The following is a 14,500-nucleotide window of genomic DNA, read 5'->3' on the forward strand; positions in this document are numbered from 1 at the left end:
ATTCCCATTTCTTAGAAGTAATAACTTTTTATCTATATCTCTTAAATATTTATTTAACTAAGGCGAACACTTTATAGTCTGTTTGTTCTGTATTATCGGGTATATCGTTCTTATAATCATCGTTTAAAATCGCTTTTTTAGGGATCGTATGATCGGTAATTTCGTACATGTGTTCCGTATGAGCGTTCTGATATAAGTTAGTAAAAAACACCAGAAAAACGATGCAAGATACTACTAGAACAATTATATTTTTAATGATATTACTAGTATAATTACTAAGCATTTATTTTCACTCCTAGAACATTTGTTTGTATAAATACTTTAACAGAACGAGTGTTCCTAGTCAATAGTATTACGAACAAATGTTTGTTTAAAAAATCAAAAAATGCTATACTATATTAAAATAAACTTAGGGAGTGCCTATATATGAGAGAGTTAACTAAAAGACAAAGTGAGATTTATGATTATATTAAACATGTTGTTCAAATAAAAGGTTATCCACCAAGTGTAAGAGAGATTGGTGAAGCTGTTGGTCTTGCTTCAAGTTCAACTGTGCATGGTCATTTATCTAGATTAGAAGAAAAAGGATATATTAGAAGAGATCCTACTAAACCTAGAGCAATTGAAATCGTGAGTGATCAAAATAATGATATGACTAGAGAAGAAACTATCTATGTTCCTGTTATCGGTAAAGTTACAGCTGGAGTTCCAATTACAGCAGTAGAGAATATAGAAGAATACTTTCCATTACCAGAACATTTAACATCCACACACAATAGTGATGTGTTTATTTTAAATGTTATCGGTGAAAGTATGATTGAAGCGGGTATTTTAGACGGAGATAAAGTAATTGTAAGAAGCCAAACTATTGCTGAAAATGGAGATATTATCGTAGCAATGACTGAAGATGATGAAGCTACTGTAAAACGTTTTTTTAAAGAAAAAAATCGATATCGTTTACAACCAGAAAATAGTGCTATGAGTCCTATTTACTTAGATAATGTAACAGTTATCGGTAAAGTTATTGGTCTTTATAGAGAATTGTAGTTTATCTCTTGTTTGTTACGTTAAAATCTCTTATATATATGTTTAATATACAAAAAACTAGAAGTGCCTAAGCACTTCTAGTTTTATTTTTTATTTAAAATCTCTTTAACTTTATCAAGTATATCTTTTTTCTTATTTTTCTTTGTAGGCATAATATCAACTTCCTTGCAAAAAGAACATACCCCTATATATTATAAATCAAACATTATCCAGCATAGTTTTCTGTCCAAAATGGTTGTCGCTTATTATTAAAATCTACACCTACACCTAATGTATTAACGTGTGTATTTAAAATATTTTCCCGATGTCCTAGAGAATTCATAAGTCCTTCGTGAGCATAAATACTACTTTGTTGACCATAAGCTAAATTTTCAGCAGCAGCATTAAATTGTATACCATCACGTTTCATTCTATCGAAAGGTGAATGACCATTTAAATCAGTATGCTCAAAATAATTATTTTTAACCATATCTTCACTATGTTTTCTTGCAGTATTAGATATTTTTTTAGAGTAATCCAATGTATTTAATCCGTGTTGTTTTCTTTCTGCATTAACTAAATCAAAGTTTTGATATTCAAAGCTTTTTTCTAGCGTTGTAGAAGGTGCACCATATTGCTTTTGTAATCGGTTTTCCATCGATTCACTCACTTGCAACAACCCTGTTAAGTTATTTTTATTATGTTTATCGTAAAATGCAGTTGTATAAATGTGATCTTTATAAAAAACATCATATTCATCATTTTTTACAACAAAACGATTACGTCCTTTTGCAATTTTATCTACTGGCTTACCAAGACGTTGTTCAACCACTTTTTTAGGGGTATTATATTTAATTTTAGATTTAGAAGTTATAATGTTTTGATTACTAAATAAAGCATTAACTTTATTATTAATATAACTTACCATTAAAAAATTTTGATAATCATCATTATAATAAGTGTACCATTTTGTACCATATTCATTTGAAGTCACTCTTTTTGGTCGCCCTATCTTATTTTCTACTTCCTTTTGTGACATATTTAATTGAATATTATTAACTGCGAATTCTTGTTTTTTTGGAACTTTAAGCACATTATTTTTATAGCTTGTATCTTCATTTAATAAAACTTCTACTTTATCTCTTACATTATTTTGCAAATGAATAAAAAACTGGTTTTCTTCGATGGGTTTTATAATGATAAATAACAGAAATATTGCAGTAAATAAAAGGAATTTTTTAATAACATTCACCTACTAAATATATATTAATCTCTATCACCATTAAAAATTGAGTTTCTTACAATAACATAGTCAACAGTAGTTAGTGATTTTAAATCTTTGCCGCCAGCATAGGAAATTGAACTTTGAAGATCTTGTTGCATTTCAACTAAGGTATCTTTTAATGAACCTTTATGTTCCACAAACATTTTCTTCCCTTCAACATTCTTATGTTCTCCTTTTTGGAATTCGGAAGCACTACCAAAATATTCTTTATAACGTTTACCATCTAACTCAACTGTTTTGCCAGGAGATTCTTCATGCGCTGCAAATAATGAACCAATCATAACCATAGTGGCTCCAAAACGAATAGATTTCGCGATATCACCATGTGTTCTAATACCTCCATCAGCAATAATTGGTTTACGTGCAGCTTTACTACAAATGTTTAATGCAGCTAATTGCCATCCTCCTGTACCAAATCCAGTTTTAATTTTAGTAATACACACTCGTCCTGGTCCTATACCAACTTTAGTAGCATCTGCACCAGCATTTTCTAATTCTCTTACTCCCTCAGGCGTTCCTACATTACCAGCAATAACAAATGATTGAGGAATATGTTTTTTAATATGTTTAATCATATTAATAACCGAATTAGCATGACCATGGGCGATATCAATTGTAATATATTCAGGTATTAAATGCTCAGTTTTTAATTTTTCTATAAATTCAAATTCAGTTTCCTTTACACCCACTGAAATAGAAGCGAAAAGTCCTTTATTTTGCATTTTTTTTATAAAAGGTATGCGACCTGCTTCATCAAAACGATGCATAATATAAAAATAATCATTTTCTGCAAACCATTCAGCTAAAGATTCATTCATAACTGTTTGCATATTAGCAGGAACCACTGGCAACTTAAAAGTTTTAGGTCCAAATTGTACAGTTGTATCACATTCAGATCTACTATTAACAATACATTTATTTGGAATTAATTGAATATCTTCATAATCAAAAATTTTCATACTTTAAATTTCCCCTATACATTAAAAATTAAAAAGACACTGTAGACATAAATAAAATATCTGACGCTTTAAAAAATCATTTATAACGTAATCTAGAGCGAGAAATCACCTTTTCCTCGCTCTTATTATTTATATCCTTATATACTTTACAATTTTTTAAATACAATGTAAATGGACTAAAGTATTAGTTTCAGTTACCAACTAGATTTTTTCACACCAGGAATTTGACCTTTATGAGCATGTTCTCGAAATGCAATTCTAGACATTTCAAATTTTCTCATTACACCTCTTGGGCGTCCTGTAACTTTGCATCTTCTTGTTAAACGAGTTGGAGATGAATCTCTTGGCAATTTTTTTAATGCTTTATAATCTCCTTTTTCTTTCAGTTCTTTACGTAATTCATAATATTGATTTACTAATTTTTCTCTTTTTAATTCTTTAGCTATTTTAGATTTTTTAGCCATATAATATCTCCTTTTTACAAATCGTAATAATTACGTTTTATATCTTAACATACTTTTAAAAAATTACAAAGACAATTATTTTAAAATTAAAAGACTCACACATGTTATTCATCTTAAACATGTATGAGTCTATAATAGTTTATCTTTTTGTCGTATTTAAAAGATAAGGAATTATTTAGTTTCACGGTGTAGCGTGTATTTATTTAATCTTGGGCAATATTTTTTCATTTCAATACGCTCAGGGTTATTACGTTTATTTTTTGTTGTAATATAATTACGATCGCCACATTCAGTGCAAGCTAAAGTTACATTAACGCGCATCAATAACATCCTTTCTTGTTATATATAATTAGGAATTCTTACGATTTAAAATTCTATCATATCCTTTATTTTTACGCAATAAGTTTCTTTTAATTTAATCAGTTTCGTTCTACGTACCAAAAACTAATCGTTTTAAAAAATCAGAAAATTTAAAATTTTTAAAACAAATTGTTCAAAAGTTATTGAATACTTGACCTAAAACGATTAAAATGATTTGTATATTTTAAATTTTAATTTAGGAGATATTATATGGAAGATAACAATATGAAACGCGGTCTTAAGTCAAGACACATATCTATGATTGCTATCGGAGGCGCAATAGGTACTGGACTTTTTGTTGCTACAGGTAGTGTCGTTTCTCAGGCAGGACCTGGAGGAGCTATCTTAGCTTATTTATTGATAGGAATCATGCTTTATTTTTTAATGTCGTCTATTGGAGAACTTGCTACATTTTATCCTGTATCTGGTTCGTTTAGTTCATATGCTACCCGTTTCATTGATCCGTCTATCGGTTTTACAATGGGATGGTTGTATTACATTCTATGGTCTTTAGTATCAAGCGTTGATGTAATGGTAGCTTCTAATGTTTTATTTTATTGGGATGTATTTAAAATTTTCAGTCCTCTGGTATGGAGTTTAATTTTTATAACGATTATATTCCTATTAAATATCTTTACTGTTAAAGCATTTGGCGAAACAGAATTTTGGTTATCATTAATTAAAGTAATCACAATTATTGTATTTATTGTTGTTGGTATATTAATGATTTTTGGTATTCTTGGTGGACATACATATGGATTCGAGAATTATACCAAAGGTGAAGCACCTTTTGTAGGTGGTTTATCTGGTTTCTTAGCAGTATTACTTGTAGCAGGATTTTCTGTGGGTGGTACGGAAGTTGTAGCTGTCACTGCAGGTGAATCTGATAATCCTGAAAAAACTATGCCAAGGGCTGTTAAGCAAGTATTTTGGAGAATTTTATTGTTTTATGTTTTATCTATTGTCGTCATTGCAGCTATTATTCCTTATACTGATCCTTTATTATTAAATAAAAATCAATCGGTATCTCAAAGTCCATTTACTATAGTTTTCGATCGAATCGGTATAGCATTTGCAGCATCAATTATTAATGCTGTCATTCTTACATCGTTACTATCTGCAGCGAATTCTGGAATGTATACAACAAGTAGAATGCTTTTCTCTTTGAGTGATGAAAAGCAAGCACCAAAGTTTTTAAGTAAATTAAATAATAAAACGAAATTACCGATGCGTTCAATAGTCACTACTTACATTTTAGTAGTAGCAATTATTATTCTAGCTAATTTCTATGCTAATGCAGTATTTAGCTTGTTAAATATCATTGGCTCTTTAGTAATTATTGTATGGGCAATAAGTGCATGGGCTCAAATACGTTTACGTAGAGGGATTAAACGTCAAGGCAAAGATATTAACACATTATTGCCTTACAAATCACCACTTTTCCCTCTAGGCCCTATCATTGTGTTTGCTACATTAATTTTCTTATACCTTGGTAATTCTATCGGTGATTTATTTAATGGTAATATAGGCGATTTTTTTGTTAATATCATGCCTTTAATTGTCTTAGCAATTATCTTTATCGTGCATAAATTGATTCGTAAAACTAAATTTGTAAAATTAGATCACATGGATCTTACAACCCATCATTATCATGATTAATATCATCGTTTATTTAGGAGTAGAATTAAATACAATTCTACTCCCGTTTTTATTCCTAAACACAATATGTATATTTTCTAATAGTCGTTTATTTTGTATAATGAGTATAACGATAACGACTTAGAGGTGACTGAGTATGGTAGGTCAAACAAATTTATTTGATGACGTAATAAAGAGTGATGAACGTTTTGTTATTGTCGTACAATCTTTAGAAGAAAGAAATGGACAATTACTGAAACGTACATTGCGTGAGTATCCTAGTCTAACTCATGATCAAATGGAAAACTTATTTACACACTTAAAAGATGTATTTCGAGATGAGCCATTTCACGTTAACCAATCTGCATATACAATAACAGTATATACAAATTTAGATTATGCAGCTGATCAAGTATATGCTCATGTAAAAAGAAATAAAGGTAAACATGACTGGACACATACTGCTAAATAATTAGTTATGATAATAAAAAAGAGGAAGCGAAACATGATTCAATACGAATTCATTCCGCTTCCTTTTTAATTTATATAAATGTTTTATAGCAATTCTTTAAGCGCTACTGGTATACCATTAGAATCATTATCTAATGTAACTTTATCTGCAATTTTTTTTAATTCTTCACTCGCATTTCCCATTGCTACAGCATATCCTACAACTTTAAACATTGATTGGTCATTGAGGCTATCTCCAAAACAAATCACTTCTGATAATGAAATATTTAACTTTTCGCATAAAGCTTTAATTGCATTACCTTTAGAAACATCTTTAGCCATGAATTCCAGGAAGAAAGGTTTGCTCGTCGTCACATCAATATCAGAATTAAATGTTCCATTTAATTCGTTACGTGCTTTTGAAATATTTTCTTCATAATCAACGCCCATTGTTTTAGGTACATCAGACTGAATATACGCTTTAATATCATCCACTTGTTTCATAGGTAGACCAGTTAATTCTGATTCAATTTTACGATATTCATGTTCTGTATCAAAGATAATTTGTCCGTCTTGATACGTTAATGTTAAAAAGCCTTTTTTACGACAATAGTCTGTAATTTTATCAAAATGATCTTTAGTTACACTTTTACTTACTTCAATTTCTTCTGTTTTAGCGTTAATTGTTTTACCGCCATTATAACTAATGATATAGCTTTGATAATGATCTAACTTTAATTCTTTAGCTACTGGAATCATTCCTTCAGTTGGTCTTCCAGAAGCTAAAACAATTTTATATCCTTCTTCTTGTAGTTGAATTAAATAGTCTTTGGTTTCAGGACTAACTACATTATCACTTGTCATTAAAGTGTCATCCATATCCATAACAATCATTTTATAGTTACTCATTTCTTAGTTGCTCTCCTTTCATTTTTGCTCTTATCTATTTTACAATAATTTTATGAAGGATACACAACTTCTTCAATAACACCTACATTATTAATTGTTGCATGTTCAGAATCGCAAGTTGTTATTTCTGATTTTAATGTTCTAACAAGTTCTCCACTTTTTTCTTTACGACTCAATGTCAATATCGTTGGACCTGCTCCACTAATCACTGTAGCATAAGCATCATATTTTTGGGATAGTACTTTTACTTTTTCAAATTCAGGAATCAAGTGTTGACGATAAGGTTCATGAAAACCATCTTGTGTCATCATTTTTCCGGCAAGGTCATAATTATGTTGAATTAATGCACAAATCATTGTATTGCTAATCGCACTATTTTGAACTGCCTTCTCATGAGAATAATTATCTGGAAGTACCCTACGTGAGTCTTCTGTTTTGAGTTCATATGTTGGGATAGTAAGAATTACATCTACATCAGGTATATCAATATGTGCCACATTTGTCTCTTTGGTTTCAGGATTATAATATCCTGCGAGTAATCCACCATAAATTGTAGGTGCTACATTATCAGGGTGCCCTTCTATTTCAGTAGCTAGTTGTAGTAATTCATACTTAGATAATTGAATATTACCGAAGTAGTTAGCGATATATAATGCTCCAACTAAAGCGGATGCAGATGATCCTAACCCTCTTGCTAATGGAATTTCACTTCTCATCGACACTTTTAAATTAGGTAAAGTTACATTATATTTTTCAGCTACTTGTTGTGCAACTTTATAGACATAATTACTTTTATCTTTCGGTAATGAGTCTAACTCTTCATTTAAATATTTAAATTCCCAGTTACTGCCTTCCGCTTCCTCAACATATAGGTATAAATATTTATTAATTGCCATACCAATAGAATCAAATCCTACTCCTAAGTTAGCAGTTGATGCAGGTATTTTCAGGTGAAGTGATGGCTTCATATTAAAGTGTTCCTTTAATATAATTGATAATACTTTCTTTATTGTTTGGAAGCGGTTGAATTGGATTATCTAAAATTGAGATAGCAGTGTCTGGATCTTTTAGTCCATTACCAGTTAATATTGCTACTACTTTTTTACCTTTCGGCAATTTTCCAGCACGTTGTAATTTGATTAAACCAGCAATTGAAGCATTACTTGCTGGTTCACTAAATACACCTTCTTTAGATGTCATTAATTGATATGCTTCTAAAATTTCATCATCAGTCACACTATCAATGAGGCCATTTGATTCTTCTAACGCAACAGTTGCTTTTTTCCAACTTGCTGGATTACCGATACGGATTGCTGTAGCGATTGTTTCAGGATTTTTAATGACTTTATTTTGAACAATTGGTGAGGCTCCTTCTGCTTGGAAACCAAATAATTGAGGAAGTTGACTTCCTTTTTTCTCATGATACTCTTTAAAGCCTTTCCAATAAGCAGTAATGTTTCCTGCGTTTCCTACTGGGATTGCTAGAACATCTGGAGCTTCTTCTAATTGTTCGACAATTTCAAATGCACCTGTTTTTTGTCCTTCTATTCTAAATGGATTAACAGAATTTACTAATTCAATATCATCATCATTTTGTGCAATCTCTTTAACGATTTCTAATGCTTCATCGAAGTTACCTTCAATTGAGACAATTTCTGCACCATACATGACCGCTTGCGAAAGTTTACCTAAAGCAATCTTTCCTTCGGGAATCACTACAATTGCTTTTAAACCTGCACGTGCAGCATAAGCTGCTGCTGAGGCAGAAGTGTTTCCTGTTGAAGCACAAATCACCACTTTTTTACCTTGTTCTTTCGCTTTTGTTACAGCCATTACCATTCCTCTATCTTTAAAAGAACCAGTTGGATTAGCACCCTCATATTTAACATATAAATCAATATCTAGCATTTCTGATATATTAGCACAGTGAATCAGTGGTGTATGTCCTTCATTTAAAGTAAGTTTAGGTGTATCTTCATTCACCGGTAAATAATCTTTAAATTCTTCTACTAAACCTTGCCATCTTTTCATAATTATTAAACTCCTTCAACTGGATAAATTTTTTCAATGTTGTAATTTGCTTTACTAAGTAGTGATTCAGGTGATTGGTCTAATCCGATAACCACAACTCCATAAGAACTAGAATCACGTTGTTCTATTTGAAGTGATTTGTGGAATGGTAAATCTGATTTAAGTTGATCTTTAAGTTTATCAATTGATTCATCACTATGAATGACAACATAGTAATTTAATTTTTCTCCAATAGCAATTGCGTCACCATTATCCATTAATTCTCGAGTTTTATTTGTTTTTAATTCGAAATGAGGTGGAAGTGTATGTAAATTTGATTCAAAGAAGAGTGCTACATTTAATAAATCACTCACTACTGCACTACCAGTAGCTAAGCTACCTGCTCCTTTACCATAAAACATTGTATCCCCTACAGCATCTCCAATAACGTAAATTGCATTGTATTCATTTTCTACTGCTGCAAGCTGATGTGATTTATGTATTAAGGTTGGTTCAACGGATGCATTAACTTCTCTATGATGATATGTACTTTTACCAATCAATTTAATCTTATAACCTAATTTGTCAGCTACATTAATATCAGATAATGTTGTTTTACTGATACCTTTTACTTTCACATCATTTAACTTAATTACTTGGTTAAATGATAAATAAGACGTAATCACTACTTTTCTAGCTGCATCAATACCTTCTACATCATCAGTAGGATCTGCTTCAGCAAATCCTAATCTTTGTGCTTCAGCAAGTGCATCTTCAAATGAAGTTTGTTCTCTCGTCATTTTTGAAAGAATAAAATTTGACGTACCATTTAAAATTCCCATAAATTTAGAGATATTATTAGCATTTAACCCATTATTAATCGCGTTAACAATGGGAATACCACCTGCAACACTTGCTTCAAATTTTAAGGCTACGCCTTGTTGTTCTGCTAGATTCTCTAGTAATTCTAAATGCACAGCAAGTAGATCTTTGTTTGCTGTAATGACATGTTTTTTTCTTTTTAAAGATTCTCTTAACCAATCAACAGTTGGTTCAATTCCTCCCATTACTTCTATAACGATATCAATATCATCATCGTTTAAAATTTCATTAATGTCTTCTGTTAAATGATATTGACTAATATTAATAGGTCTTTTTTTAGTGGTATCTCTTACTAAAATATGTTTAATAACAATATCTTTATTTAGAGTATCTTTAATTTGTTGTCGATTTTCTTCAATAATTTTTACTACACCTGAGCCTACTGTTCCTAACCCTAGTAACGCGACGTTTAATTCCTTCATAATTTTTATCTTCCTCCCATTTGTATTATTGAGAAGTACAATTGTTTTATTGAAAAACACTTAAATTTATTATACTATTAAATCAAATTAATTGAATAGGACTTTTAAAAGAAAAAGTGAATATGTAGATATATATTATCATGTAGTATCAGGAAATTAAATAGAATTTTCTGATTTTTTAGAAAGGTTGGTAAATTTTATGAAAGTTGCTAAGTTTGGTGGAAGTTCAGTTTCAAATGCAACACAAATTAAAAAAGTCCTAAATATTGTCAATGATGACCCAGACAGAAAAATTATTATTGTATCTGCACCTGGTAAAAGACATAAGAATGATGTTAAAACGACTGACTTACTTATTCGTTTATATGAAAAAGTAATCAATCAATTGGATTATCAAGATAAAAAAAGAGAGATTATTCAACGTTATGCAGATATTTTAGAAGAATTACATATGGAGTCTACACTCTTAGAAACAATAGATGAAACACTTGAAACAATCATTAAACAATTAAACGATAAGCATGATCGTTTATACGATGCATTGTTATCATGTGGTGAGAATTTTAATGCTCAACTTATCGCTAAATACAACGATTCACAAGGCATTAAAACAACATATCTCTCACCAAAAGATGCTGGTATCTTAGTAACTGACTTACCACAACAAGCACAAATTTTAGAAGACGCTTATGATAAAATTTATAAATTAAGAGAAATTGAAGGAAAAATTATTATCCCAGGTTTCTTTGGTGTTTCTAAACATAACTATGTTGTTACATTTCCGAGAGGTGGTTCGGATATCACAGGTGCAATCATAGCGCGTGGTATTAAAGCATCATTATATGAGAATTTTACAGATGTCTCTGGTATTTTTAAGGCAAATCCAAATGTAATTGAAAATCCTGAACTTATTGAAGAAATTACATATAGAGAAATGCGTGAGTTATCATATGCCGGCTTTAGTGTATTTCACGATGAAGCATTACAGCCTTTATATAAACATAGAATACCCGTAGTCATAAAAAACACAAATCATCCAGAGGACAAAGGAACCTTTATTCGCCATGATCGTGAAGTCACAGATAAAAATCAAATTATTGGCATTAGTTGCGATAAAGATTTCACAGTTATAAATATTAAGAAATACTTAATGAATAGACAAATAGGTTTTACAAGAAGAATTTTAGAAATATTAGAAAACTATCATATCTCTTTCGATCATATGCCATCAGGTATTGATAATATTAGTATTATAATGCGTTCTAATCAAATTAAAAATAAAGAGAATGAAGTATTAAGTGCGATTAGAAAAAAATGTGATATTGATGAATTAAGCATTGACCATGACCTTGCCATCTTAATGATTGTCGGTGAAGGAATGACTCAATCTGTCGGAACTGCTAACAAAATCACACATGCTCTAGCAGAATCAAATATCAACCTAAAAATGATTAATCAGGGTGCTTCTGAAATTTCTATGATGTTTGGTATTTCAAGAGAAAATGCAGATAAAGCTGTGTTATCAACTTATGAGTATTGCTATCATGGTGTATGCTTAAAAAATTTATGTCCTAAATAACAATTACATAAAAAAATCTGAGACATCTATTTTGTCTCAGATTTTTTATATTAAACTTTTTGTGTAAGTGCTTTTTTAATTTTATGCTCTCCCACTACCATTTTTAAAATCACAAATTGATAATAGCTTAGAGCATCTAAAACTGACTTATAATTGGCTTCTGAATTGTTTTGTTGATAATCTAGTAAATCATACATTAATACGATTTCAGGTTTGATATAATCGACATCCCAGGTTAATGAATGAAAATAAATACTATTTTTAGGTAATCGGATATTAGTGTTTAGTCTAAATATCCATTCCTCATTTATAACATCATAAATAAAAATACTTAAAATAACTTTATCATTATTAACAACGTTTATATGAGAAATAGATGGAATATCTAAATTATCTTTATCCATGTTATGATTGGACGTATCATAATATTTAAATGTATAACTTGAAGGAATAACTTTTAAAACCTCTACTATTCGTTTTCTTTCTACACAAATATCGACTTTCGAAGGTAATTCAAAAAGTTCATTTAAAAATAGTTGAATAGCAACTTCACCGTGAAATTTGAATGCTGTACGGCATTGATTTTTTAATATTCCAACTAGTTCTTCTACATGATTTTGGTGATGAGACATACAACTGTCCTCCTTAAAGGAAACGCTTTCATAAGTTAATTATACAGACACAATTTAATGTTTTCAATTTTTAATTTGTGAAAAATTTGTAAATCTTCTAATTCTTCTTTAGGGTGTGAGATATAATTTTACACAATTTTATATTTATAATAATGAATAAATTATATCCTGTTATTATGTTCTTTTTCAACTTAAATTATCATTTTTTGTTTATTGAACAATAAATATATTTTGTTTATAATTAATTATTGATTTCTATAGAAAATTAATTTAATCATTAATCTTCTAATTTACAAATATTAAATAGGAGGTGAGCATATGACACATACGATTATTCTAATTATTATTATTGTTATTCTTATACTTGCATTTGTACTCAATCAAAGATACATGCAAGATAGAATAGATACTGAAGTTTACGCTAAAAATCAAATGGTCTCTAAAAATTCTTTACTCAGTAAAGAAAATTTAGAACTTAAAAATAAAATATTAAGTTCTAATAACGAGATTAGTCCTCATTCCAAACGTAATGCTAAACGTGAATTACAAGATATCTTAGACCGTTTTAAAGCTTTAGGAAAATTAAAATATTATAATATTATTACGACTAGTAATTTAGCTACTAAACATCCACTGTTTGAGTATGCAAGAACATTTGACTATATAGTTGTGTCTGACGTAGGTCTTATTAATATTGACGTTAAAAGTTGGAAACAAAAAACATTTTATCATTTTGATTTACCTACTTCTGATCACTTAGAGGGTGATAATCAAAGTGTAGAACAAATTGTAGGGCATTATATTAGTAAACAATATCATAGTCAATTTGATTCAAATCGTAATGAAATATATACTTTTATTGAAAAAATTCAAAACAATCGAGTTATCTATGAGTTTTATCAACATGACCCTTATGAACAAGCCGCTATTAACGCAAAAATCTTAAAAGATGGCATTGAAAAATATTTTAATCATAAAGTTCAAAGTATTGGTGTCATTTATTTTAGTGATGGTAGTGTTAATATAATTGAAGGTGCTGAAGAAAGAGAAAAATATATTGATACAGTATCCACTAAATCTTCTTTAGAATCTGTTATTAATAATGCTATTGAATTATCTAAACACCCTCTATCTGAAACTCAAGTTAATACTATTGTTGAAAACTTTCATAACTAAAAAATGAGTATGGGAGAACATTCTTGACGAATGTTCTCCCATACTCATTTTTTAACTCCAAAGATTCACTTTATCTTTTTTAGCTTGCTGTTCATCTTTTTCAAATGTACTTCTATATTTACCATTAGGTGAGAAGTATTTTTCACGAGCTAATCCTTTTTTAACTAATTCTTCGTTATACATTGTTTTTTCATCTAACCATACATAGGCTAATGTACGACCATAACGGTCTTCTTTTTCCTTATCATATTCTAAATACACATCTTTATTATTTAAATGTTGTTTGCTGTAATTAGAAGCTTCTTTTCCATAAGGTTGAACTGGTGTGTTAGGTTTAACCGTTTCTGGTGTATCAACACCAATTAAACGTACCTTAATTTGCTCACCATTTGATTTCTTAGCCACAAATGTGTCTCCATCTACAACCCGATTAACGTGGACTTTTTCTTTTCCTTTAAGTTCTATCTGTGTTGAATTAGATGAAGAATGTTGACTATCGTCTTTAAATGGCCCTGTATGATTTAAAAATTGAAATGCTAATACGCCAATAACAATGATAGCAAGAACAATTATTGTTAAATTTTTCTTTGAATTCATAGGTGCCTCCTATATTATATTTTTAATACTCAAATATAATATATAATATGTATTTAATAATCAATCAATACTTTCGACCTAAAAAGTCTACCTATATTGAATTTATTTTCA

General features: G+C 29.7%; 16 protein-coding genes. 5 read left to right on the forward strand and 11 right to left on the reverse strand.

Annotation, left to right across the window (positions count from 1 at the left end):
- Nucleotides 1–49: 49 nt before the first annotated feature.
- Nucleotides 50–283, reverse strand: coding sequence for a DNA damage-induced cell division inhibitor SosA (sosA, locus tag NR218_RS12690; RefSeq protein ID WP_017174664.1), 234 nt, complete (start codon nt 281–283; stop codon nt 50–52).
- A gap of 143 nt (nt 284–426) precedes the next feature.
- Between sosA and lexA the strand changes: the two genes are divergently transcribed.
- Entirely contained in the window at nt 427–1,047 is a 621-nt protein-coding gene (gene lexA, locus NR218_RS08185) for a transcriptional repressor LexA (RefSeq protein ID WP_002449099.1), read from the forward strand.
- Between the two features lie 205 nt (nt 1,048–1,252).
- On the opposite strand, the gene NR218_RS08190 is transcribed toward lexA, so the two are convergent.
- From NR218_RS08190 to rpmG, 4 genes are all read right to left on the reverse strand, one after another.
- Nucleotides 1,253–2,278, reverse strand: a complete 1,026-nt coding sequence (locus tag NR218_RS08190) for a CAP-associated domain-containing protein (protein ID WP_019835491.1) — start codon at nt 2,276–2,278, stop codon at nt 1,253–1,255.
- Nucleotides 2,279–2,292: 14 nt separating this feature from the next.
- Nucleotides 2,293–3,270, reverse strand: coding sequence for a GMP reductase (gene guaC, locus NR218_RS08195; RefSeq protein ID WP_017174662.1), 978 nt, complete (start codon nt 3,268–3,270; stop codon nt 2,293–2,295).
- Nucleotides 3,271–3,464: 194 nt separating this feature from the next.
- Nucleotides 3,465–3,734, reverse strand: a complete 270-nt coding sequence (gene rpsN, locus NR218_RS08200) for a 30S ribosomal protein S14 (protein ID WP_002449108.1) — start codon at nt 3,732–3,734, stop codon at nt 3,465–3,467.
- Nucleotides 3,735–3,905: 171 nt separating this feature from the next.
- Nucleotides 3,906–4,055: a 50S ribosomal protein L33 gene (gene rpmG, locus NR218_RS08205; protein ID WP_001265708.1), complete on the reverse strand. Its 150-nt coding sequence runs from the start codon at nt 4,053–4,055 to the stop codon at nt 3,906–3,908.
- Nucleotides 4,056–4,304: 249 nt separating this feature from the next.
- Here rpmG and NR218_RS08210 point away from each other — a divergent pair, with 249 nt between their 5' ends.
- Nucleotides 4,305–5,753 carry an amino acid permease gene (locus tag NR218_RS08210; RefSeq protein ID WP_019835492.1) on the forward strand — a complete coding sequence of 483 codons (1,449 nt, stop codon included), beginning with the start codon at nt 4,305–4,307 and terminating at the stop codon, nt 5,751–5,753.
- Between the two features lie 136 nt (nt 5,754–5,889).
- Complete coding sequence (locus NR218_RS08215) at nt 5,890–6,204, forward strand: hypothetical protein (protein ID WP_017174660.1); 315 nt, start codon at nt 5,890–5,892, stop codon at nt 6,202–6,204.
- A gap of 83 nt (nt 6,205–6,287) precedes the next feature.
- Here the strand turns inward: NR218_RS08215 and NR218_RS08220 are convergent, their stop codons facing one another.
- Genes NR218_RS08220 through NR218_RS08235 form a run of 4 tightly spaced genes read right to left on the reverse strand, consistent with a single transcriptional unit; the run spans nt 6,288 to nt 10,405 of the window.
- Nucleotides 6,288–7,091: a Cof-type HAD-IIB family hydrolase gene (locus tag NR218_RS08220; RefSeq protein ID WP_017174659.1), complete on the reverse strand. Its 804-nt coding sequence runs from the start codon at nt 7,089–7,091 to the stop codon at nt 6,288–6,290.
- 50 nt (nt 7,092–7,141) lie between these two features.
- Nucleotides 7,142–8,059 (reverse strand): homoserine kinase, encoded by a 918-nt coding sequence (gene thrB / locus NR218_RS08225; RefSeq protein WP_017174658.1) that lies wholly within the window; start codon nt 8,057–8,059, stop codon nt 7,142–7,144.
- A gap of 1 nt (nt 8,060) precedes the next feature.
- Entirely contained in the window at nt 8,061–9,122 is a 1,062-nt protein-coding gene (gene thrC, locus NR218_RS08230; protein WP_017174657.1) for a threonine synthase, read from the reverse strand.
- A gap of 5 nt (nt 9,123–9,127) precedes the next feature.
- Nucleotides 9,128–10,405, reverse strand: a complete 1,278-nt coding sequence (locus tag NR218_RS08235; RefSeq protein WP_017174656.1) for a homoserine dehydrogenase — start codon at nt 10,403–10,405, stop codon at nt 9,128–9,130.
- A gap of 199 nt (nt 10,406–10,604) precedes the next feature.
- Here NR218_RS08235 and NR218_RS08240 point away from each other — a divergent pair, with 199 nt between their 5' ends.
- Nucleotides 10,605–11,984, forward strand: coding sequence for an aspartate kinase (locus NR218_RS08240; protein WP_019835493.1), 1,380 nt, complete (start codon nt 10,605–10,607; stop codon nt 11,982–11,984).
- A 50-nt stretch (nt 11,985–12,034) separates the two neighbouring features.
- On the opposite strand, the gene NR218_RS08245 is transcribed toward NR218_RS08240, so the two are convergent.
- Nucleotides 12,035–12,616 (reverse strand): hypothetical protein, encoded by a 582-nt coding sequence (locus NR218_RS08245; RefSeq protein ID WP_017174654.1) that lies wholly within the window; start codon nt 12,614–12,616, stop codon nt 12,035–12,037.
- 318 nt (nt 12,617–12,934) lie between these two features.
- Between NR218_RS08245 and NR218_RS08250 the strand changes: the two genes are divergently transcribed.
- Nucleotides 12,935–13,792, forward strand: a complete 858-nt coding sequence (locus NR218_RS08250) for a hypothetical protein (RefSeq protein WP_017174653.1) — start codon at nt 12,935–12,937, stop codon at nt 13,790–13,792.
- Between the two features lie 51 nt (nt 13,793–13,843).
- Here NR218_RS08250 and nucI read toward each other — a convergent pair whose 3' ends face one another.
- Nucleotides 13,844–14,389, reverse strand: a complete 546-nt coding sequence (gene nucI, locus NR218_RS08255) for a thermonuclease NucI (RefSeq protein ID WP_017174652.1) — start codon at nt 14,387–14,389, stop codon at nt 13,844–13,846.
- Nucleotides 14,390–14,500 lie beyond the last annotated feature (111 nt).

Source organism: Staphylococcus sp. SUC_1.2 (genome assembly GCF_026222585.1).